The 21,689-nt window shown below is 36.4% G+C and carries 19 protein-coding genes and 1 pseudogene; 10 read left to right on the top strand and 10 right to left on the bottom strand.

All coding sequences use genetic code 11. The features are described from left to right. Positions 1-55 precede the first annotated feature (55 nt). Positions 56-127: pseudogene (locus tag ACTWPF_RS04195) on the bottom strand (TetR/AcrR family transcriptional regulator); the annotation flags it as partial. Between the two features lie 483 nt (positions 128-610). Further along, positions 611-1,510 carry a class A beta-lactamase gene (bla, locus tag ACTWPF_RS04190; RefSeq protein ID WP_443148852.1) on the bottom strand — a complete coding sequence of 300 codons (900 nt, stop codon included), beginning with the start codon at positions 1,508-1,510 and terminating at the stop codon, positions 611-613. Positions 1,511-1,872: 362 nt separating this feature from the next. Here bla and ACTWPF_RS04185 point away from each other — a divergent pair, with 362 nt between their 5' ends. From ACTWPF_RS04185 to ACTWPF_RS04170, 4 genes are all read left to right on the top strand, one after another. Further along, the gene (locus tag ACTWPF_RS04185) at positions 1,873-3,660 is read left to right on the top strand and encodes a BlaR1 family beta-lactam sensor/signal transducer (RefSeq protein WP_443148398.1); all 1,788 of its coding nucleotides are present in this window, start codon (positions 1,873-1,875) and stop codon (positions 3,658-3,660) included. A gap of 42 nt (positions 3,661-3,702) precedes the next feature. Then, positions 3,703-4,098: a penicillinase repressor BlaI gene (blaI, locus tag ACTWPF_RS04180; RefSeq protein WP_106897793.1), complete on the top strand. Its 396-nt coding sequence runs from the start codon at positions 3,703-3,705 to the stop codon at positions 4,096-4,098. Positions 4,099-4,355: 257 nt separating this feature from the next. After that, positions 4,356-4,739, top strand: a complete 384-nt coding sequence (locus ACTWPF_RS04175) for a helix-turn-helix domain-containing protein (protein ID WP_443148397.1) — start codon at positions 4,356-4,358, stop codon at positions 4,737-4,739. A 74-nt stretch (positions 4,740-4,813) separates the two neighbouring features. Then, positions 4,814-5,320 carry a sigma-70 family RNA polymerase sigma factor gene (locus ACTWPF_RS04170; RefSeq protein ID WP_443148396.1) on the top strand — a complete coding sequence of 169 codons (507 nt, stop codon included), beginning with the start codon at positions 4,814-4,816 and terminating at the stop codon, positions 5,318-5,320. A 30-nt stretch (positions 5,321-5,350) separates the two neighbouring features. Here the strand turns inward: ACTWPF_RS04170 and ACTWPF_RS04165 are convergent, their stop codons facing one another. From ACTWPF_RS04165 to ACTWPF_RS04130, 8 genes are all read right to left on the bottom strand, one after another. Beyond that, positions 5,351-6,589 (bottom strand): MFS transporter, encoded by a 1,239-nt coding sequence (locus ACTWPF_RS04165; RefSeq protein ID WP_443148395.1) that lies wholly within the window; start codon positions 6,587-6,589, stop codon positions 5,351-5,353. A gap of 487 nt (positions 6,590-7,076) precedes the next feature. After that, positions 7,077-7,526 (bottom strand): SgcJ/EcaC family oxidoreductase, encoded by a 450-nt coding sequence (locus tag ACTWPF_RS04160; protein WP_443148394.1) that lies wholly within the window; start codon positions 7,524-7,526, stop codon positions 7,077-7,079. 157 nt (positions 7,527-7,683) lie between these two features. Continuing rightward, complete coding sequence (locus ACTWPF_RS04155; protein ID WP_443148393.1) at positions 7,684-8,340, bottom strand: Type 1 glutamine amidotransferase-like domain-containing protein; 657 nt, start codon at positions 8,338-8,340, stop codon at positions 7,684-7,686. Positions 8,341-8,375: 35 nt separating this feature from the next. Next, positions 8,376-8,555 carry a hypothetical protein gene (locus tag ACTWPF_RS04150; RefSeq protein WP_443148392.1) on the bottom strand — a complete coding sequence of 60 codons (180 nt, stop codon included), beginning with the start codon at positions 8,553-8,555 and terminating at the stop codon, positions 8,376-8,378. A gap of 212 nt (positions 8,556-8,767) precedes the next feature. Continuing rightward, positions 8,768-8,851, bottom strand: a complete 84-nt coding sequence (locus ACTWPF_RS04145; protein WP_379560307.1) for a putative holin-like toxin — start codon at positions 8,849-8,851, stop codon at positions 8,768-8,770. 190 nt (positions 8,852-9,041) lie between these two features. Next, positions 9,042-10,409 (bottom strand): FAD-dependent oxidoreductase, encoded by a 1,368-nt coding sequence (locus ACTWPF_RS04140; RefSeq protein WP_443148391.1) that lies wholly within the window; start codon positions 10,407-10,409, stop codon positions 9,042-9,044. A 363-nt stretch (positions 10,410-10,772) separates the two neighbouring features. Next, a complete protein-coding gene (locus tag ACTWPF_RS04135; protein ID WP_443148390.1) occupies positions 10,773-11,711 on the bottom strand; it encodes an ROK family protein in 939 nt (312 codons plus the stop codon). Positions 11,712-11,754: 43 nt separating this feature from the next. Further along, positions 11,755-12,657 carry a helix-turn-helix domain-containing protein gene (locus ACTWPF_RS04130; RefSeq protein WP_238018234.1) on the bottom strand — a complete coding sequence of 301 codons (903 nt, stop codon included), beginning with the start codon at positions 12,655-12,657 and terminating at the stop codon, positions 11,755-11,757. Between the two features lie 350 nt (positions 12,658-13,007). Between ACTWPF_RS04130 and ACTWPF_RS04125 the strand changes: the two genes are divergently transcribed. From ACTWPF_RS04125 to ACTWPF_RS04100, 6 genes are all read left to right on the top strand, one after another. Next, a complete protein-coding gene (locus ACTWPF_RS04125; protein WP_443148389.1) occupies positions 13,008-13,922 on the top strand; it encodes an ROK family protein in 915 nt (304 codons plus the stop codon). A gap of 81 nt (positions 13,923-14,003) precedes the next feature. After that, positions 14,004-15,239 (top strand): ABC transporter substrate-binding protein, encoded by a 1,236-nt coding sequence (locus ACTWPF_RS04120; RefSeq protein WP_443148388.1) that lies wholly within the window; start codon positions 14,004-14,006, stop codon positions 15,237-15,239. A gap of 210 nt (positions 15,240-15,449) precedes the next feature. Next, entirely contained in the window at positions 15,450-16,340 is an 891-nt protein-coding gene (locus ACTWPF_RS04115) for a carbohydrate ABC transporter permease (RefSeq protein WP_443148387.1), read from the top strand. 7 nt (positions 16,341-16,347) lie between these two features. Beyond that, positions 16,348-17,181: a carbohydrate ABC transporter permease gene (locus ACTWPF_RS04110; RefSeq protein ID WP_443148386.1), complete on the top strand. Its 834-nt coding sequence runs from the start codon at positions 16,348-16,350 to the stop codon at positions 17,179-17,181. Between the two features lie 33 nt (positions 17,182-17,214). Continuing rightward, positions 17,215-19,719 (top strand): glycoside hydrolase family 38 N-terminal domain-containing protein, encoded by a 2,505-nt coding sequence (locus tag ACTWPF_RS04105; protein WP_443148385.1) that lies wholly within the window; start codon positions 17,215-17,217, stop codon positions 19,717-19,719. Between the two features lie 139 nt (positions 19,720-19,858). Next, the gene (locus ACTWPF_RS04100; RefSeq protein ID WP_443148384.1) at positions 19,859-21,592 is read left to right on the top strand and encodes a class I mannose-6-phosphate isomerase; all 1,734 of its coding nucleotides are present in this window, start codon (positions 19,859-19,861) and stop codon (positions 21,590-21,592) included. The last annotated feature ends 97 nt before the right edge of the window (positions 21,593-21,689 follow it).

Below are 21,689 nucleotides of genomic sequence, written 5' to 3'. Positions count from 1 at the left end.
AAAGTTCCTTCTTGCTATTAAAATAATTAAACAATGATCCTTTGGAAATATTTGCCTCTTTTACAATCTCATTCGTTGACGCCTTTTCAAATCCGCTTTTTACAAATTCTTTTGTTGCGGCATTTATAATAAGCTCTTGTTTTTCTGTTTTCAGGTTGTTAAATACGGAGTATATGATGGTTACCTCCTTTCTTCCATACCCAATTGACCGGTTTGGTCATTTGAATATACCACAAATGACCAAACTGGTCAATAAGATTCAGAAAATACAGGTATGGTTAAGAAATAAAGATTGATTAAAAACCACAACAAAAAACATCCATTTTGAATCAGAATGCAAAATAGATGTTTTTCTTGTGAATTAGCATATAGTGTTATTCAACAATATGGTCCGTTTGTAAAAAACAATAACGCAATCTATCCATAAAGTGAAACTTCAATCAGTGGGGATTTTCGTTCTTCCCCCACTGATTGTTAGTTGAACGAATCGGGGTGTTAGCGGCCGTTTACTCCCACTAAAAACTAACTGTTTCACTTCATGTTTTGAAGGGGGAGTCTTACGGACGGTTGCTCCGGAATAAATCCCTTGTTCTTTACCTACTCCCCACGATCACTTCAACGCATCAAAAACAACTTTAGCAGCCTCCGAGATCAGCGCATCGTCATAGTCAGCATCCTCGGTATCATGGCGGGACATTATTACAATGACGATTGGTTCTCTATCTTGCGGCCAAACTACTGCAATGTCATTTCTCGTTCCGTATGTTCCTGCCCCACTCTTATCACCGACCACCCAGCCTTCAGGTGCGCCGGCACGAATTAGCGTATCACCTGTTGCATTGCCTTGGAGCCAATCCGTGAATAGTTCACGCTTTTCATCTGTAAGCAAGTCGCCTACTGCAAACTTCTTAAGATTGGTGGCCAGGGCTTTAGGTGTGCTGGTGTCACGAGTATCTTCTGGATTGAACTCATTCAATTCTGTTTCATATCGGTCAGACTGTGTAACATCATCGCCGATTTGTCTTAGAGCTTCCTCAAATTTAGCTGGCCCTTCCAATGCATCAAATAAAAGGTTCCCCGCGGTGTTGTCACTTGTACGGACTGCCGCTTCCCCAATTTCTAAAAGAGTCATGCCCGTATCTACGTGCTTCTCCGTAACCGGCGAGTAGGTAACCAGGTCATCTTCCGTATATGTCATCACTTCGTTAAGCTCTTCTAACGTGTTCTGCTTTAGCACAAAGGCTGCGGCTAAAGCCTTATATGTAGACGAAAAGGCAAAACGCTCCTCAGCTCGATATGCGATCGTCTGATTCGACCCCGTATCAAGCGCATAAACACCAAGCTGTGCATCAAAATCATCCTCCAATACGGCGAACTGCTCATCTAGCTTAGCACTTTGTCCCTTTTCGTTCTCCTCTTTTGATGAAGTGTCGGTTGAACTGTCAGCATCCGCACAAGCTACGAGCGAAATCAGGGCTAGTAACAACATTAGCAATATTACTTTATTCATACTAAATCTAGCTTTATTTTCCATGTATATGACCTCTTTCTATATCTATTGAATAAATCTGGGTTTCTTAAACTAATTGAATAGTTCGCTCGGCGATTACCCTGTTGTCTAACATACATTCTAATTTCTCAGATTTCCCTCCTTCCTGAAACACGATTACGAATGTAGTCCAATATTACATCTGTAGTCTTACAATGTCAATACTTCGTTTATTTAGATGCCTCAATACCTCTGTATACAGTCAACATTAAAAGATTGGAAGTGATAAACTGGTCAGTAAATGTTAAAATAAAGGCTCTTCGATCATTTAATATTAAAGAATGTTAGGACTGTAAGTGGGGGCGAAAACGGAGGTGATCAGCTTGGTCTTAACTTACCTTGTAATAAGTTTGCTAGTTTCTTCTATTACGCTTGCGGTTATTAAGCTAGTTAAAAAAATATTTCAAAATCAGCTATCAGCTAAATGGCAATATAATCTATGGTTTTTATTTCTAATTGCATTAACGCTTCCTTTTTTGCCAAAACAGTTAATTGATTTTGGAAACTTTTTCACTTCATTAGACGTCAACCTAAACGATGAAATCAACCATTCTATAACCACCAGTGACACTGCAGTTGCGGGAAATCCCAGCTGGATGCAGGACTTTACACTATCCGTAAATCGATTTGATATGGAATTCCTAAATATACTACTAGCCAGTATATGGATTGCAGGAATGATAGTCATGGCTGTTCTGACTTTACAAGGGTGGTTCATGTTAAAGAAAATTAAAGCCACGTCAACTGCTCCCAAAAATAAAGAAGTTCTAAGATTATTTATACATTGTAAGCATCGTCTAAATATAACAGGACGTGTAATTGTAAGGGAATCAGACCTTGTGAAATCTCCTATGACATTTGGTCTATTTAAGACCTATGTGGTGCTACCCTCCCGTATTGAAGAATGGATGTCTATGAATGAGATACAGTACATTTTCTTGCATGAACTGAATCATTATAAATATAAAGACATTGTGTCAAATTACTTTATTATTGTTTATCAGATTTTGTACTGGTTTCATCCGCTTGTCTGGATGGCTTTTAAAGAAATGAAAGTGGATCGAGAGATAGCTTGTGATAATGCTGTTTTACACACTCTAGAGGAGCCCAGCTATCAAGAATATGGCAATACCATTATTAATTTTGTAGACAAAGCATCCAACCCGAAGAACATCGGGTTGGCAAATGAACTGAACGGTTCTAAAGGGCAAATAAAAAAACGCATTGAAAGAATTGCCTCCTTTACAACGGAATCAATGAGCTTGAAGCTGAAGAGCGTCTCCATCTTTCTCCTCGTCGGAGTATTTGTAGTAAGTCAGGCACCCTTGGTTTCTGTAATGGCTGATGACAGTAGTCGTTATGATTTTAATGAGGAACGCACGGTCTATGAGGATCTAAGCGAATATTTTACAGGATATGACGGGAGCTTTGTCTTATATGACATGCAAGCTGATACGTATCATATCCATAATCAAAGTAAGAGCACACGGAGAATTTCTCCAGATTCTACTTATAAGATTTATAGCGCGTTGCTCGGATTGGAGACGGATGTTATATCGAATGATAATTCACAAATCCCCTGGGATGGAACAGTGTATCCATATGAAGAATGGAATAGGAGTCAATCTTTATCTTCAGCAATGAAACATTCTGTTACCTGGTATTTTCAGAAATTGGATAAAAAAATACAACAAGATACCATTCAAGCTTACCTTAAACAACTTAGCTACGGTAATGGTGATCTTTCCGGTGGATTGGAAGAATATTGGCTCGAATCTTCATTAAAGATATCTCCAGTAGAACAGGTACAATTACTAAAGGCATTCTATACAAACGCGTTTGACTTTGATGAAAAGAATATCAAAACCGTTAAAGATATCATTAAATTAGAGGAACGTGATGGAGAAAAACTATCCGGTAAAACGGGGACAGGCACTGTGAATGGAAAGAATGTCAACGGATGGTTCATTGGGTATGTAGAGACCAAGGAAAAGACCTATTTTTTTGCAACAAATATTCAAAATGAAGATAATAGTGATGGAAGCAAAGCAGCAAACATTACCTTATCTATTTTGAGGGATAAAGAAATCATCCATGGAATAGAAGGATGAGTGGTCTGATTCAAGCGTCCATAGAAGGAGAGAGGAAAAAGGATGTCAAAGAAAATCCCCAATATTTCAGAATCAGAATGGGAAGTTATGCATGTGCTCTGGAAAAAGGCCCCCCAAACTGCCAGTGAGATTATCTCTTCCTTGCAGAAGCATACAGACTGGAAGAAGAAAACCGTACGCACACTCTTGGATCGTCTTACCCAAAAAAAGGTTGTCGGCGTCAATAAAGAGCAGAGGGTCTATACTTTTTTCCCTCTTTATTCGCAAGATGAGTGTCAACGTGCCGAAGCACAGTCTTTTGTTAAGCGAATTTATGGCGGAACGTTAAAGTCTATGCTGGTTCAGTTCATTCAGGAGGATTCTTTGTCAGAAGAGGACATTAAAGATTTACGTTCCATTTTGGATGAAAAGACACAAAAAAAGAGAACTAAAAAATGAAGTTAACTCGGGCGCTTTCTTTAATAAGAGGGCGTCTTTTTGCTTGGTATTTTCTAACATTCTATCGACCAGCTACTTTCTTAAATAATCTTCCTTTCCACAAAATAGCTAATTCATTGCGCTGATCTACAAAACGACACCGAACTCTATAACGCACAAAACACCCACCGACACCAACTAAAAACACCCAAATTGGGTGTTTTTCCTTTTATCAGAATTATTTGTGGTATTTTTTAGGCGATAGAGAGGTGTTCACAGTGGAAGGGTTCGGTTTACGATTAGAAAATCTTCGCGAAAAGGCCGGGTATACACAGCAAGAAATAAGCTTCAAATTGGGATATTCCCAAAATACATTTGGAAAATATGAAAGAGAAGAACGCAGGCCAAGCTATGAAGCGATCATGCAGATAGCCGATCTTTTTCAGGTACCGATTGATTCCCTGTTACGAGGAGAAGAACCTGTTTATCTAAAGAACTACCGCAAAATAAATGACGTTCTTAATCTCTTAGAAGACGCCGGTTATAAGCAGCCCTTTCTATTAGATGTAAACAGTTGGACCAGACTAGGGAAAAAGGAACTTCACGACCTCTCCCACTACTTCTATTGGCAAGTACAGCAAGCAGCAAAGAAAGAAGACTAGCATCCATGTTCTCCCCCTCTTCATCAAGACAGAAATGGCATCTCCCCTCTCCAATCCACTAAAGGAGGCATTTCATGTCAAAATCCTACACCTTTGAAGAAATTTACGAGCAGAACAAGCGACGCATTCATTACCACATCCACAAGCTTAACCTCCAAGACCCCCATAAGGAATACTACCAGGAAGGGCTCATCGCCATGTGGCAGGCCTATGAAAAGTACAACCCCGACAAAGGCCCAATGGCCACTTACTTCAATTACACCATCCGCCATAAACTCATCGACCTGCTTCGAAAGGAAACAAACGAATCTCTCAAGCAACAAAACTATCTCGAATGCCAAGCTCCCTTATTACCAAAAACCACTCCTCCTGTAACGTATAACGATATTCCACAACTACTAAAGGAAATAAAATCCCTACTTACCGAAAAACAGTGGAAATGGTTCTATCATGCCGTTCTATTGGACATGCCACTTAAGGATATTGCCGAAAAGGAAAATGTGAGTGTGGAAGCTGTAAAGAGTTGGGGGAAAGAAGCGAGAAAGAATTTAAGAATAACGCACGCGCTTTTTAATATCTAGTACAGTCAGCGTTTTATTAGTAAATGCATGTTACGTTTCGTTATCTTCTATTCTAGCATTTCGCATCGGGGATAGACTGAACCATATTCCGCATAAAGTTAGTCCTGCTATCGAAATCCATAAAGCCGTTGTGAAACCTAGTCCGTCAGCAAGAGCACCTCCTAGTGGAGCTCCGATAACGACTGCACTACGGTTGATGGATCGCAGTGTGGCATTCATGCGACCTTGCAAGTGAGATGGCGTGATATACTGCCGATACCCCATCTCAAGAGGTCCCTCGATTCCCATGGCAAAGCCGTAAAAGAGCTGCCCTACAACCATAAAAAGGAGAGCGAAGTAGTGTGAGTCGAAGCTATTAACTGCTGGAGCTAGAGCCACCAAGACAACTGCTGGGCCATAGAGAATTCGTGAAAAAGCCATTGCACGCCCTACACCAAAGCGCACACCGACTCGCGGAGATAGAGAGGTTCCTGCGACAGCACCAACACCTGCTGCGGCAAGGATATACCCAAGAAGGGAGGCATTAAAGCCAAGCTCAATTAAAACAATCGATACGAGGATCGTCATCGTCATGCTATGAAAGAGAAACCAGGCGTGCGTATTTAAAGCGAGGGTGCGAAGGTATTGGTGCTGGTAGACCCACCGCAAACCTTCCTTGATTTGCTGACCAAGTGGTCCAGTCGTCACCTTGTTTACAGGCTGATGTTTAATGGATGCCATTAATACACCTGAAAACAAATAGGAGAAGGCATCAAAAAGAAGGGCGAATGGTGCACCGATTAAGGAAACAAGTCCCCCTCCTATAGCTGGACCACTCGTTTCCGCAACAGCTGTGCTTTGTTCTAACCGTGCATTTGCACGTGTTAATAAAGGACGAGGAACTAATTGAGGCACAAAGGACTGGTAAGCACTATCATGAAAAAGAGACAACGCACCAAAAAGCACCAGCAGGAACATTAGCCAGCCAATACTGATTACACCTGTGATAGACAATAAGCAAATGCAGGCAAGGATAATGCCGCGCCCCATATCTGTTACTACTAATACAGTCTTGCGGTGAAAACGATCAATTAACACACCCGCTATTAACCCCAAAAGGACGTACGGAATCCATCTAGATGCGGAAACCCAGCCAACATCAACTGCACTGCCTCCCATATTACCAACAACCAGTACCTGAAGAGCCAGCGTTGTAATATATGTACCAAAGCTTGAAGTGGTCGATGCAATCCAAAAACGAACAAAGCTACTGTTCTCTCTTAATTTCATGGGGCTGCCCCCTCCTGTCGATTTATCCACCTTACAAATATAATAATCTATACTCGACAATCTAGTAATCTATACTTGGCTTTCAAAAAATGGAGACGGAAGAATTTGGAGGGGGCTTGTGGGTTTAGAAAGATGAATGCTTCATAGGTGTCATATTACCACTGTAAGGAAGTGTTATTAAAAAGATAATTTATTGCTAATTTAAACCTAAGCATTTCAAACCCAACTTGAAGCGGGATTGGAGTTTTAAGTGCGGGGGCTGTGATCAAAAAATCTCCAGTAAAACCGCAGAAAACTACTACGGTTTCAACTTCCCACCCATTCGTGATTTAGACCATTCATCCGAAAGAGCTTGCTCCAAGGTATGTGGCCAACATATATGGGAGGAGTTATTTAGAGATTGGATATAAAAAACTAATTAACAAGAAATGTTTGCGTTACATGTGTAATACCTGTTTTGCTGCATTTAACGAAGCTACGACATTCGTTATTTAATTAATTGGTTTAGCTCCTCTGTCATTTGCTCGACTAATTCAGGTCTCCCGTGAAATTGAGCTGGAGTATTTTGAAAGAGCACAATTTGCCATGCATTATCTTTCTTCACTGCAACAAGCGTTTGATGAGCATTTACCGAAGGCTCAATCTCTGTCTTTCCATGTGGAATCATCCCTGCAATAGCATGCAAAATTGCAGCATCCGTCCCCAATGTACGAATATCTTGCACTTTCGTTATGAAAGGAGCAGTAGGATGGTTTTCAAAGATGGGTTGGAGGTGCGATAAGATCTCCTCTCGCCCAATTAGCTTACTTCCATCGAAACCAATTTGGACTCCTTGTTCTGCAAATTGCTCAGCCATTCCTTCTGCATCTCGTTTGTTCCATGTATCTATTAATTGTTGGTAAAGACTTCTCACTTCATCTTGAAATGATGTTTTCATGTTCTGTGCCCCCTAAAATATTGTATTAGATTCTTTCCCGACACTTTCTTCCGTTTATCACAATTTACTTTTCTGTAATCACCGATATAACATGATGAGGTAATAATGGGCGTAAAGCTTATATAGCAACGCGCCCTAAAAAACGTTCTCCCTATACCTAAAGCGTTTCATCCAATTTTTGAATCGTTGAGCGTGAAAGTAAAAATACATCGCCTATTATATCGATTTGCTCTCCCTTCACACGTACAGAACAATCCTTGTTTGACACATAAACATCCATTTCTTCCGATAAGGGAGACAGTTCCCTTTGAACTAGTGGCATATTATTTTCAAGGTCAAAATGAGACAAAACCGAAAAATTGTCAAGACCGATTCCTTCATAGATAGAGCTTGTTTCTACATTAAATCCTAGGTTTGGAGAGCATAAGCCTTTAGCGGACATGTTGATCGCACCAGCGCTTGCTCCCATCACAACAGCTCCGCTTCTTTTAATTAAATCCGACAACTCATATTCTGCCAAAAATTCGTTTTGTTTAAGCGGATCTCCACCCAAAAAGAAAATGACGGAAGCCCTTTGGATTAAAGATTGAGCCTCTTCTTTCTGCATGCGATAATTAATCACATGATATTCTTCAAACATAATACTGGCCTGATCAAGCCATGAGCGTTCAGTAGAACCAATTTCATCATAAAGAGACGGATTTGAACTAATCATAACAAGCGATTTTCGTTCTGTTATATCCTCCTGTAACACTTTAACCAGCTTCTCTGGAAAAAAATGATTAAACCACCCTAAATAATAATGAATTTTCATATGTCTCCCCCGTAGCAAAGTATAAATAGCCTGGGCTAATCCCTTTTCCTATATAAATTCAAACCCAAGTTAAAAAGCAATAGTAAGAAAACAAACGGAGTAAAAAACCAGATTGGCCTCCAATCTATTTGTCCATCTCGAATTAGACTCGCAATCATAAGACCTATGACGACGCCCACAATTCCACCAAGAAATGACTTCCATCTTTTACTCAAATTATCCCTCCCTTATTTCGATTTAGACGTTATGCTTTATTAAAGGTTAGCGTGAGATTGCTTCACAGTCAAATCAACATGCATTAGAGAACGCATCCATTTTCCGAGAAAGGTTATAGCATTTTTGCCCATAAAAATACTCCCCTTAAGATAAACAGATTTTTTTTTAATCTGTCTACCTTAAGGGGAGCATATCATTAACTCAATGGGGGCTATTTTTTTTGGTTAGATGACAGTATAGCTACAATCAGCATTCCGAAAGTCAATGCTACCATCAATGCTTCGAATACTGTCATTGGCACCACCTCCCTTCTTTCGGAAGATGAATGCCAACCCACCCATGAGTTTATCAAACTATTGTTCTTTCTTTATAACATTTCAACCAGGTTAGTGGCTCTTTTAGTATTTATTTGGGCTTAGTTGACTACATGAAAACAGCTATTGGAATCCAATAGCTGTTGTTTTATCCCTATCAATAATTCTACTCTAAATCACAGCTTCTAGCTCTTTCCCTCTCTTCGCTTCCTTCGCCATTGCTTCCATTGCAACCTGGTTCAGGTAATTAACTGGTTTATTATAATGTGGTTGGAAAAAGAAATCCGTTAAAGCTAGTTGTTCAATCGTCATATTGTTGGAAATCCCAACACTGATTGTATTAATTGCCTGTGTAAAGTCAGCATCAGAAATGACTTGCGCACCAACAATACGATGTGTTTCTGTTTCATAGACTAGCTTCAATTGGATAACCGCATTCTCTGGCATAAATTCCGGACGATAATTATCTGTGATCAACGCACTCCCTACAGATAATCCTGCTATCTTGGCACTTGTTTCCGTTAATCCAGTTGAGGCAATGTTATGATTGTATATCTTCAACCCTGACGTACCTTGTGTGCCAGGGTGTGCTAATACAGGATTTACTAGGTTATGCGCTACAAGCGTTCCCATTCTAACCGCGTTGGTTGCTAATGGGATATAAGTCGGTTGTTGGGAAGCATTATTATATACCGCACAGCAATCCCCCGCTGCGTACACATCTTTCCTGCTTGTTTGCATATATACATCGACGATAATGGCACCATTACCTAACATATCCACTTGACCTTTAACTAGCTCTGTATTTGGTCTAAATCCAATACACATCACAACAAGGTCTGCGTTATATTCCCCTTTATCCGTGATTACCCTTTCTACTCCATTAGTACCTTCGAATTTTGCAACAGTTTGCCCAAGGGCTAAATCAATGCCACGGTGTTCAAAAGTCTCTTCTACTGGGGCTGTGAATTCCTTATCTAAATAACGATTTAATATTCGTTCTTCACTATCAATTAAGGTGACGTTCTTTCCATTTTCCTCAAATGCTTCTGCAAGCTCAATTCCAATGTAGCCTGCTCCGACAACTACCACATTGCGAACTGGTTCTGAACGTTTGATAATCTCTTTCGCATGATAGAAGTTCTTACATAACAACACGTTATCTAAATTGGAACCAGAGATTGGTGGTGTTACTGGCCAAGAGCCAGATGTAATGATCAACTTATCATAGCTATAGTTTGTTGTAGTATTTGTTTTCATATCTTTTGCTTGTAATTGTTTACGATCAATATCACAGGAGGTCACTTCATGATTCATATGCATCTGTACACCTTGTTTTTCAAATTGTTCTACAGAAGCATAAAACAGTCCATTCGGATCCTCTACCACTCCGCCTACATAGAGCGCAATTCCGCAAGATAAGAAGGAAACATTATCGTTCTTTTCAAAAACATCAATTTGTGCATCAGGGTAAAGATTCAATATATTATTAATCGCTGCCGTTCCCGCATGTGTACATCCAATAACTGCTACTCTCATTATTCAACACTTCCATTCAGTTTGTTTGTTCAGTGTTTCACATGTTACTTTATACTAGCTCCATGTGATTATGTTTTTATTATAATACATTGTTCAGTATTTCACAATATAAAATCACTAAACTTCACGGTTTTGACACAAGTGTCCTATCGTTACCTCCAAATTAGAATTCAACTAATGGAAGTATATCTTCCTCGCTGCAAGGCAGTCCGCTGCATTATTCTTCTTTCATTAGAGGGCATAACTTCCATGATGATCACCCCTTCATTAGATAATAATAGAAGCGTAAATAACATTGCTAAATAAAAACGTTTCAAACCAACGACTCATGTACTCGTTGGCCGAAACAATAAATAGCAAATACTAATTCATGATATGGTCATCATTATTGAAAGTTAAATCAATTCCTTTAAAAGTGTAATACTGTTCGTCTTTCAAGGCTACTGCATCAATATTATTCTGCTGAGCAATTTTTTGTAAAGGATATCCAAATAAGTCAAAGCTTTTTGAGATTTGCCCCCCTAACACAATTTTATCTGGTTGAAAGGATTCAATATAAGGTTTTAACATCTCAGCTAAGTTCTTTCCGAAAACCTCAAAAGTTTGGATAGCTGATTCCTCTTTTTCTATTGCAAGAAGAGAAATGCCTTTCACAGTACTGTAACGATTTGTATCAATTCCGTTAGACGAGGCTAATTTGAGAATGCCTCTTATCGAAAAATAATCATCTACGATTGATTCTTTATACGGAGCTTGATAGAGGTAACCTTCTAACGGAATGCCTTTTTGGTTTCTTATAATATTTCCTTCATCTAAAAAGGCAGACCCTAATCCTGTTCCAATTGTCAAACAGATTAATTTTTGCTCTGAAAGTTCCTCACTTACGCCGACCCCAAATAAACGGCAGTCATTCTCAAAACGAATTATAATTTGATCGTTTACCGGAAGACGAGCAGCGCGTAACCTTTTTAGTATTTCGTCGCGAATATTCATTTCGTATAATGTATCAAACTTCCCTATGCCTTTCATGTAACTAACACCATTTTGATAATCAAAAGGACCAGGAAAAGTCAATCCAATAACTAATTGGTTTATACTTTCTTTCTTGTAATGTCTTAGGTATTGGTAGAATAGATCTTCAATTACTATTTTAAAATTGTTGAGAATCGCATCTGCATCTAGATATGAATAAGTATGATATTTTTTTATGGTTGAAGTATTAATTCGATGATTTTCAATAATACATCCTTTTATGAAAGTTCCACCGACATCTAAGGCAAGCATTAAACGATGATTTGTCATAATTTATATCACCCTTCTCCTAAAGTTCACTTTTAAATTATTATTAATCCGATTTTAATCTCGATCTGAACTCTCCTGGTGGAATGTCCATTACTTTCTTAAATACACTTGAAAAATAGTGAACCGTATCATAGCCAACTTTTTGAGCAACTGTTTTAATGGGTAAATCTGTTGTAGCAAGTAATATAGCGGCTTTATTCATTTTTTCTGAACGTACATATTGCGAAAACGTGACGTCAAGATGCTTTGTAAATAGTCTTGAAAGATGACGATAAGAAACGTGAAGGTAGTCTGCTACATCATTTAACTTTAAAGAAGTGGCTAAATTGTCATTTATAAACAATTTAGCATTATAAATAATCGCATTTGATTCAAGCTCTCTAGACTTTTTGAGTTCACTATCTTCGAGAGCCATAAGTTGTTGGTAGAAATTTTGAATAATAATTTTAATGAGAGTACAGGCCAAAGGTTCGATGATTTCTTTTGTAAATATGGTTTGTTGATTACTCTGAATTAGGATTTCTTTCCATAACAACCCCAGATTAAATTGATCGTTTAATAATAAATGCTCAAAGTTCTCTACACTTTCTATTCGATCGAAGAATTTCATTAATTCCTCTGTCTTTGTTAACGAATAAGGTTCAAAAGCAAAAAATAACATATTCAAATTTGATTTATCTTTTAGTTGAAACTCTGTGTATGGTTTTAAAATAAATAAATCCCCAGGGATGATGTGATAATCCTGTTTGTTATAAATAAACGTACCTTCTCCGTTTAAAATATAGTACATTTCATAATATTTACTAGAGAAGTCATTTCGTAAAGAGTCTCCTCCACCCCAAAAATAAAGGTATAAATTCATTTTTTCACTTTCTACATAGTTGATATGGTGATTTAAGTAATGATTTCCTTGATTTATTGTCGTGCTCTCAATAAGAATGTCCATACTTAACATTCATCCTTTTGGCTTTTATTAGTTCTAAGTTATTACTTTCTTTAATTCAGATACCACATACAATTCCCTATGGTTAGATGAAAACTTACACTTATAAAGATGAAATGATATACATGATATTTAGCAAGATTGGTTTGGACATTCGTAACATTCAATTTACAAGAAACTTAAAGCGTATTACAGTCATAATTGTAACTTTATTGCTAATGATACTATACTATCTTTCAGAGGATATTCAATTCATTTTAAATGTAATGTCCGAATTTTATAAATATAAGGCTTAATATTACAAATACAAACTTTAATCACTACTATATATTTTAAGTTAGGTGAATGATATGATGAATAATTATTTTTTAGCGTTTGATGTAGGTGGACAATTTATAAAAGGAGGTGCTTTCGATCAACGAGGTGAGTTTATAAATTCTTCTTTTTCTTTTTATCCAGCTAAAAGTCGTAAGAGTGCGGAGGTGATTTTAGATAATTTAACAAATATAATCTGTAATCAAATTAATAGAATTTTAGATGAAAATTACTTAATTAAAGGAATAGGTTTTGCCTTCCCTGGGCCATTTGATTATGAAAATGGAATTTGTTATGTAAAAGGTGTCGATAAATATAACTCTATTTATGGAGTTAATATTCAAAAAGAAATCTTGGAGCGCTTATCGAAAAGAAGAATATTTAACCAAATTTCAAGAGATGCTATTTTCTTTTTCCAAAATAATGTAAGCATGTTTGCTATGGGAGAATGGAAAAATCGAGAACTTGACAGCATAATCAATCGAGGGCTTTTCTTGACTCTAGGAAATGGAGTAGGTTCAGCATTTTTAGAGAATAATACAATTATTACAGATCGCTATGATGTGCCTCCTAACGGTTGGATTTATAATCTTTCATTTCATGATTCGATTATTGATGATTATCTATCTCACAGAGGAATAATTAGAATGGCCAAAGAAATCGGTGTTGCCGAAAACATAGATGAGATTATAGAAAAGTATGAGTTAGGAGATTATAAAGCGATCGAGTTATTTAACAAGTTTGGGCACTATTTCAGTGAAGTACTTACCACTATAAATAAAGAATTTAAGCCAGATGTCATTGTTATTGGTGGTGAACTTGCTAAAATATTTAAATACTACGAAAGTGGCTTGATGGAAAATTATGATGATAAAAAAATGCCAATCATGTTGAGTAAACAAACAGAACTGTCTACGTTTAAAGGATTATTTGAGCATTATAAACGATTCTAGTTTATTTTTAGAACAAATTATCTGATTTTTAATTTTATACAAATAATTTAAAATAGTGGGTTCAGGAAGGAGTTTGTCAAGATGATGAAAAAGTTTATTTTTACACTTCTAATGGTGGCTAGCATAAGTATCCTTTTAGTCGCGTGTGAAGGAAGTAGTGAGGATAGTAAAAATACTGTCGATTATTATTCAGACTTAGCTGATGATGAACCAACTGTTAAAAAGATATCCGAAGAGATTGATTTACCTATAAAGTTTACAGGTTATTCCGATGGTCAAGCTTATCAAACTGCTGTTTCACAATCTTTAGGGAAAGAAAATTCACCTGGAATTTTTAAGTGGTGGAGTGGCTATCGATTGAAAGATTTAGCTACCACCGGGCAAATTGCAGATTTAACAGCTGAATGGGAAGATTATTATACCGAAGCAGGAATCAATCCTGAATTAGCTGATGCTTTCACAGTAGATGGAAAGGTATATGGAGCACCATTATCTGTTTTATATAATGTTGTCTTTTATAATAAGAAGGTTTTTGAAGAGTATAATCTATCTCCACCAGAGACATTTGATGATTTCTTAAATATTGCAGAAACGTTAAAAAATGAAGGAGTTATACCATTAGCAGTTAAGAATGATGGATGGGCAAGTTTTGTGTGGCTACAATTTTTCCTTGGCGCTTATGACCCTGATCTTTATACAGAGTTAGTGGAAGGAAATGTGTCTTATGAAGATGAACGGGTTGTAGAGGCGTTAAGTGCTTGGCAATCAATGATCGAAAAAGGGTATTTCGGCGAACCGGTAAAAGCTGTAGATCAAACTAAACAGTTTGCTAAAGGCGACGCTGCAATGACGTATGAACCACCTATTTTTATTAAAGGACTAGAAGATGATTATGGTATGGAAGCAAATGAAGATTACGGCATGTTTGTCATCCCTTCTATGGATGGATCTACCAAACCAGCTATTTTTTATGAAGCATCTCCTTTAGTAGTTTCAGAAGCAAGTTCTCAAAAAGAAGAAGCGAAAGAAGTATTGAGAGAATTGGAGACGAAAGATGCCTTTGAAATTTATGCAAAAGAATCTAAAGCTGCGTTTGTAGAAGGTGTTAAGACTGGAAATGAAATTAGTGATGAAATTAATGAAATTGCAAATAGTGATGATTACATTTTGAAATTACGCTATTACGAATCAACACCATCGGCAATTGTGAATTCTGCAACAGAGAATTTGTGGGAGTTTTTCTACAATCCAAGTGATGAAAGTCTTAAAAAAGCACTGGAAAATATTCAGAAAGTGGCAGACGAAGAAGAATTTTAATGTTAGTAATGATACAGCACATTTAGAAACAAATGAGTTTAATAGTTTTTGTGCCCATTATAATTAAAGCGTTTTCAAAACATACCATGCCTGTCTCCCTAAGGTTCAATAAATTTCATATAACCTAAATTTTTTAACTTTCAATGACAGGCATGTCATTTTTTCAGGTCACTATTAACGGTTACGTTGCTTAAAGAGGGAGGCAAAAAAATGGAAATTGCAAAGTCGAAACTTTCGATGAAAAGTAAAATAGGCAAAATAATACCATATTTATATTTGGCCCCTTCTGTAATACTGGTCGGTATTTTTTGTATCTACTCTGATGTCTTCTCTTTAATTGTAAGTTTTGCAGAGTGGGATGGATTAAATGAAATGAAATTCATCGGGTTTCAAAATTACATCAATATGTTTCAAGATCCGAATTTTTTATTATCATCTCTCAACACTTTAATTTGGGTTGTTGGTACATTGCTCATCCCTGTTGCGATCGCTTTACTTTTTGCGATTGCTATTACACACGTAAAAACACAATCCTTTTTTAAAACTGTATTTTATTTACCAAATGCATTGTCTCAAACCATTGCTGGTATTATTTTAACAACAATTCTAAGCACTTATGGTTTACCACATTTACTTGGAGTTATGGGCTTCGATAGTTTAGCTAACGATTGGCTCACAGTGCCGTATTTAAACACGTTAATTATGGTCGTTTCTAGCGGCTGGCAAGGAATTGGATTGAACTTAATTCTATTTATTGTGGGATTGAATCAGATTCCGAAAGAGCCGATTGAAGCAGCAAGAATTGAAGGTGCACAGGGGATTAAGTTATACAGGAAAGTTGTTCTCCCCCTATTAAAGCCAATCATGCTTATCGTACTACTCATGTCTTTAGTTAATAGCTTTAAGTCTTTTGATACAATCTGGGTTATGACAAACGGAGGCCCTTACAGAACTTCTGAAACATTAGCAGTAACGATGTACAAAGAAGCGTTCGTGAATAATCAGTTGGGCTATGGTTCAGCGATCGCAATGTTCTTGTCAGTCACTGTTTTAATCATCTCGTGGCTTTTATTGCGAGATACGTTTAAAGGGGAGGAGTGATATATTTATGAAAACCTATAATGATAGAAGTAGAAAAAACATAAGTATATTTCTTTCGATTTTTGCTTTTTTATGGTTTCTCCCATTTTTATATGTCGTGATAAACAGTGTTAAATCAAGAAAAGAATATAATTTAGGTGAGTTTTGGGACCTTCCCAAAAGTTTTTCAATTGCAGAAAATTTTGTATATGTAAATGATCGCATAGACTTTATGATGGGGTTTCTAAATAGTTTGTTTTACGGTGCAATTGCAACGACACTAGCAATCTTATTTGCTTCCTTAGCAGCTTATGCCATATCGTCGTTAAAAATAAAAGGGAAAATGTTCTGGTTTATGTTAATTTACAGTGGAACAATATTTCCATTTCAAATGTATATTATTCCTATCTTTCGTATGTATTCAAATGTAGATTTATATGATACCAAGATAGGCCTATTAGTTGTATACACAGCGCTTTGCATCCCTTTTTGTTTATTCGTATTAAGAAACTACTTTTATTCGATTCCTAAAGAATTAGTGGAGTCTGCAAAAATGGACGGTGCATCTGATTTTAAAATTTATTTAAGTATATTTATGAGAATGGCGAAGGCCCCAATAGCTGCTTGTTTCTTATTTCAATTTACATGGGTATGGAATGATCTTCTCTTTGGTCTAACTCTTTCTAAGTCAGCAGAAGCAAGGCCAATAATGAGTTCATTGTCTTTACTGAACGGAGCAGCTGGCACAAATGATGTACCTTCTGCTTTATTAGCGGCAATTATTGCGTCCATACCAACTTTATTTATATTCTTAATTTTAAATAAGAGCTTCAATTACGGTTTCCCAACTACTTCAAAGTAGTAAAAATTTAGTGAAGAAATAAGGAGGATATTTATGAAAAAGAAAATGAAACTTTTTGTTGTTCATCATTCCCATACAGATATTGGCTATACAGAACGTCAGGAAAAGATAGAACGATACCATGTTGATTTTATTAAGCAGGCTATTGATATTTTAAACCTTATTCATGAGGGAAATGCAGCGGAGTGGAAAGGATTTCGTTGGACATGCGAGAATACGTGGCAGGTTGAAAACTTTTTGAAGTCAGCAAATGATACGTATATTACCGATTTTAAAAAGTATATCCAAAACGGGGAAATTGACGTCTCGGGAAATTATTTAAATATGACAGAACTCGTTGACCAAGAAGTATTAAACCGAAAATTAAAAGCTGGGGTAGACCTGGTGGAGTCTTTGGGATATAAACCAACTAGTGCAATGACAGCTGACATCAATGGATATGCTTGGGGATACGCGGAATCATTGTATCAAAATGGAGTGGAAAATTTATTTTCTTGCATCCACCCTCATCATGGACTTTTCCCGCTTAATCAAAAGCAAACTCCTTTTTATTGGGACTCACCAGAAGGCAATAAAGTATTAGTTTGGGTGGGAGATCACTATCATGTAGGAAATGAATTAGGTTTAGTTCCTAATGGCGGGACGAGTTATACAATACGTGATGAACTATCATTGAAAGTGCATTCTGAACCTTTTCAAGTCGCAGAGAAAAGAATTTATAGATATATTGAAAACCTACTCGATGAAAATTACCCGTTTAATTTCGTTCCAATTATGGCTTCTGGAGTAATTAGTGACAATGCTCCTCCAAATGGAAGAATAATAGAATTTATTAATACATGGAATGAAAAACATCAAGCGAATATCGAGATTGAAATGGTAACCTTAAAAGAATTTTTTAATGTATTACGTGAGAACGACAAAGATATTCCAACTTATAAAGGAGATTGGAATGATTGGTGGGCTGATGGTGTAGGTTCTACCCCCCTTGGTGTGAAGCAATTCCGAGAAGCCCAAAGAAAATATAGATTGAGTCATAAATTAGATCCTAAACAAGAGATAAGTGATGATAAAAAAATAGAACAATATGTAGACAACAGTATGAGATACGCGGAACATACTTGGGGATATTCAACTTCTGTTTCTGAACCTTGGGATGGGCTAGTGAATAGCTTGCAACAACGAAAAGCAGGTTATGCTACTAAAGCGGATGAATTGATTTCTGAAAACCTAGATTTGATTCTAGCTGAAAAAGGAGAAGTCTCCCTTATTCCAGATCGTAAGAAAAAGTATAAGGTAATTAACCCCCATTCGGAAAAGGTTACAGATACAGCAAGTATTTTTATTGGTCATTGGGAAAAGTTTGATGAAATGCAGTTAAAAGATGAAGAACTCAACAGATTCCTAGAATTAATAGATTCCGATACAAAAGTAGCCCTTCCACATCAAATTGTTCCAACTGCAAGCAATGGCTATAATTGTGAATTTCTTATTACGCTTGAACCTAATGAAGAGAGAATTGTAGAGATTCGTCAAAAAGAAAATCCGACTTACTATACGGCTAAAAATCATGCGCATATCGGGGCAGAAGGAATACAAGATATTCAACTTGTAGATTTAGAAAGTCGTAAACACCATGTCTCATCGCATTATGTTGAAACGTTTCATTATAAAATTACGCTTGATGAAACAGTTGGCATTAAAAGTATTATAGACAAAAGTGATAATGCTGAATTGATTCGAAAAGATTTGAAATATAATCCTTTTATTGGGATTTATGAGCAAACAGAAATAAAAACGAACCCAATTGAAGAAAGAAGAAATATGGGGAGAAACAGAAAAAGTGTATCAACTAAAAGATATTCTGCAAAACTTACCGATATACAAGTACACGAAAAAGGAGATGTTTATTCATTAATTGAGCTTTATTATGAAATGGAAGGAACCAAGCACTATTCCGTTCAATTAAAAGTTTACAATGATTTACCAAAAATATCTGTGAAATTAAAAATCCATAAAGAAAGTTATTGGATGCCTGAAAACCTTTATGCATCTCTTCCGTTTACAACTGGGCAAAATGAACAATTGTATGTGGAAAAAACCGGAAGTATTGTCCGCCCAGGCATTGATCAACTTCCTTATACAAACCAAGAATTTTATTTATTACAGGATGGATTAGCTTACGTTAGTAAACAAAAAGGTGTAGCTATTGCTTTAAAAGACGCTCCTTTAATTAGTATGGGGAATCTAGAACATCATTTAATTAATCTGTCAGAATCAGAAAATGAAGAAAAGAATCAAGAGCCAGTCTACACTTGGATTATGAATAATTTCTGGGAAACAAATTTCAATGTGGATTTAGCAGGTTTTTATGAGTTCTCTTACCATATTGCGACCTCTTCTCATTACAATAATGCAGAGGATGCTATTAATGCTTGTCGACTTTTAAACGAAGGGTTAATCGCATTTAATATTAGTGATGATTCCACGAATATTCAACAAAAAGGAAAGAGGCTTCAAGAAGACGTGAAGTGCTAATTATAATACCTTTAAAGAATTAAACAAAAACTTGGAAGAAAAGTATACTAATCATTCTTCCAAGTTCTTTCGTTCTTTCAACATTAAAGAAACCGATTTATTCATCTAAATTTTACTAATAGGAGCGTGAAGGATTCGAATGACAACCTTTGATAAATACCCTACAACCATTGTTTCTGAGCGTAAACATGATGTATGGGAAGGGTCTAAGCATATTGTAGAACAATTAAAAACCATTGCTTTGGATAACAATCTTATTGCAATTGAATGTTATCCAGGGATAGATTTAGACAAATTATATCGTGATGTAATTCAACCTTTAAATGCTGATGAAACGATTTTTACTGATGATCTATTTTATAGTCATCATACAATTACTGATATGATAAAAAGTAATTTAACTGAAGATGATGTGTTTGGTACTTTTTCCCCGCATTCACTTAAGGAATTCTTGGATGATAAGAAAGTAAAAGCTGTCAAAGAGAAAATGAAAAACAATGATAAAAAAACTATCATTATTTATGGAATGGGAGCAAGCCTCTTCACAGAAGAATGTTCACTCATTTATGTAGATATATCCAGATGGGAAATCCAACAAAGATTTCAACAGGGTATGCCAAATTGGAAAGCGAATAATCAAAATGAACAAGTATCACGAAAAATGAAACGTTCTTATTTTTTTGAATGGCCATTAGCTGATCGTCTAAAAAAAACACTGTTATCTAAAGTTGATTTTTGGATAGACGGAAACGATATAGAAAATCTGAAATTGATTTCAAAAGAAAAGTATTTACAAGGATTAAAACAAATTGTTTCACAGCCGTTTCGACTCGTTCCATTTTTTGCTCCAGGAATTTGGGGAGGAGAATGGATGAGAGAGAAATTCGACCTGGATAAAGATCCAGTGAACTTTGCATGGTGCTTCAATGGAGTTCCTGAAGAGAACAGTATCTTTTTACAGTACGGTGATTGTATAATTCAAACACCAGCAAATAATGTAGTTTTTTACTATCCGACAGAATTATTAGGGAATAAAGTATATGGTCGATTTGGAAGTGAATTTCCAATTCGTTTTAACTTTTTAGATACTATAAAAGGGCAAAACTTAAGTTTACAAGTTCACCCCACTACCGAGTATATCCATGAGGAATTTGGGGCGCATTATACACAAGATGAAAGTTACTATATCTTACACTCAGAGGAAGATGCTGTTGTTTATTTAGGGCTGAAGGAAAATATAGAAAAGGAAGAAATGATTAAAGATCTAAAGGAGGCTAAGAAAGGAAATAAAGATTTTGACGACGAGAAATTTGTTAACCGTATGAGAATAAAAAAGCACGATCATTATTCAATTCCTGGGGGTACCATCCACTCACAAGGAAAAAACTCTGTAGTTCTTGAGATTAGTTCGACACCAAATATCTACACATTTAAACTATGGGACTGGGGAAGAGTTGATTTAGATGGTAGACCTAGACCTATCCACTTACATCATGGTTTAAATACTATTCAATGGACAAGAGATGAAAATTGGGTAAAAGAACATTTGACCTCTCCAAATCAATTAATAGCCGAGGGAGAAGGATGGTACGAAGAAAAAACAGGTTTACATGATTTAGAATTTATTGAAACTAGACGACATTGGTTTTCAAAAATCGTCTATCATGAAACACATGATAGCGTTAATGTGTTTAATTTGGTTGAAGGGGAAGAAGCAATCGTTGAAAGTATAAATGGTGAGTTCGAGCCTTTTATTGTTCATTATGCTGAAACGTTTATTATACCTGAGCATATAAAAGAATATTCCATTAGACCACATGGACCTTCAGTAGGAAAAACTATTGCTACTATTAAGGCGTTTGTTAGAGTGTAAGGTTTAATGTATACAAGACACTATTGATCCTTAAAGTTTAAATTAGTATCAATAGGGTAAAACCCTATTGATACTAATATTTCACTATGCTTGTCGT

Origin of the sequence: Oceanobacillus sp. M65 (genome assembly GCF_052246275.1) — a bacterium.
Lineage (GTDB): Bacteria > Bacillota > Bacilli > Bacillales > Amphibacillaceae > Oceanobacillus_B > Oceanobacillus_B jordanicus.
The sequence above is the reverse complement of the archived record's forward strand: the minus strand, read 5'-3'. Positions and strand labels throughout refer to the sequence as shown.

What these genes read in the sequence shown, in the direction of transcription:
- ACTWPF_RS04140 (WP_443148391.1), bottom strand. Translation starts at nt 10,409, where the DNA reads ATGAGAGTAGCAGTTATTGGATGTACACATGCGGGAACGGCAGCGATT.
- ACTWPF_RS04130 (WP_238018234.1), bottom strand. Translation starts at nt 12,657, where the DNA reads ATGGACATTCTTATTGAGAGCACGACAATAAATCAAGGAAATCATTAC.
- ACTWPF_RS04110 (WP_443148386.1), top strand. Translation starts at nt 16,348, where the DNA reads ATGAAAACCTATAATGATAGAAGTAGAAAAAACATAAGTATATTTCTT.
- bla (WP_443148852.1), bottom strand. Translation starts at nt 1,510, where the DNA reads ATGAATAAAGTAATATTGCTAATGTTGTTACTAGCCCTGATTTCGCTC.
- ACTWPF_RS04155 (WP_443148393.1), bottom strand. Translation starts at nt 8,340, where the DNA reads ATGAAAATTCATTATTATTTAGGGTGGTTTAATCATTTTTTTCCAGAG.
- ACTWPF_RS04105 (WP_443148385.1), top strand. Translation starts at nt 17,215, where the DNA reads ATGAAAAAGAAAATGAAACTTTTTGTTGTTCATCATTCCCATACAGAT.
- ACTWPF_RS04100 (WP_443148384.1), top strand. Translation starts at nt 19,859, where the DNA reads ATGACAACCTTTGATAAATACCCTACAACCATTGTTTCTGAGCGTAAA.
- ACTWPF_RS04125 (WP_443148389.1), top strand. Translation starts at nt 13,008, where the DNA reads ATGAATAATTATTTTTTAGCGTTTGATGTAGGTGGACAATTTATAAAA.
- ACTWPF_RS04115 (WP_443148387.1), top strand. Translation starts at nt 15,450, where the DNA reads ATGGAAATTGCAAAGTCGAAACTTTCGATGAAAAGTAAAATAGGCAAA.
- ACTWPF_RS04120 (WP_443148388.1), top strand. Translation starts at nt 14,004, where the DNA reads ATGATGAAAAAGTTTATTTTTACACTTCTAATGGTGGCTAGCATAAGT.
- ACTWPF_RS04135 (WP_443148390.1), bottom strand. Translation starts at nt 11,711, where the DNA reads ATGACAAATCATCGTTTAATGCTTGCCTTAGATGTCGGTGGAACTTTC.
- ACTWPF_RS04165 (WP_443148395.1), bottom strand. Translation starts at nt 6,589, where the DNA reads ATGAAATTAAGAGAGAACAGTAGCTTTGTTCGTTTTTGGATTGCATCG.
- ACTWPF_RS04160 (WP_443148394.1), bottom strand. Translation starts at nt 7,526, where the DNA reads ATGAAAACATCATTTCAAGATGAAGTGAGAAGTCTTTACCAACAATTA.
- ACTWPF_RS04170 (WP_443148396.1), top strand. Translation starts at nt 4,814, where the DNA reads ATGTCAAAATCCTACACCTTTGAAGAAATTTACGAGCAGAACAAGCGA.
- blaI (WP_106897793.1), top strand. Translation starts at nt 3,703, where the DNA reads ATGTCAAAGAAAATCCCCAATATTTCAGAATCAGAATGGGAAGTTATG.
- ACTWPF_RS04145 (WP_379560307.1), bottom strand. Translation starts at nt 8,851, where the DNA reads ATGACAGTATTCGAAGCATTGATGGTAGCATTGACTTTCGGAATGCTG.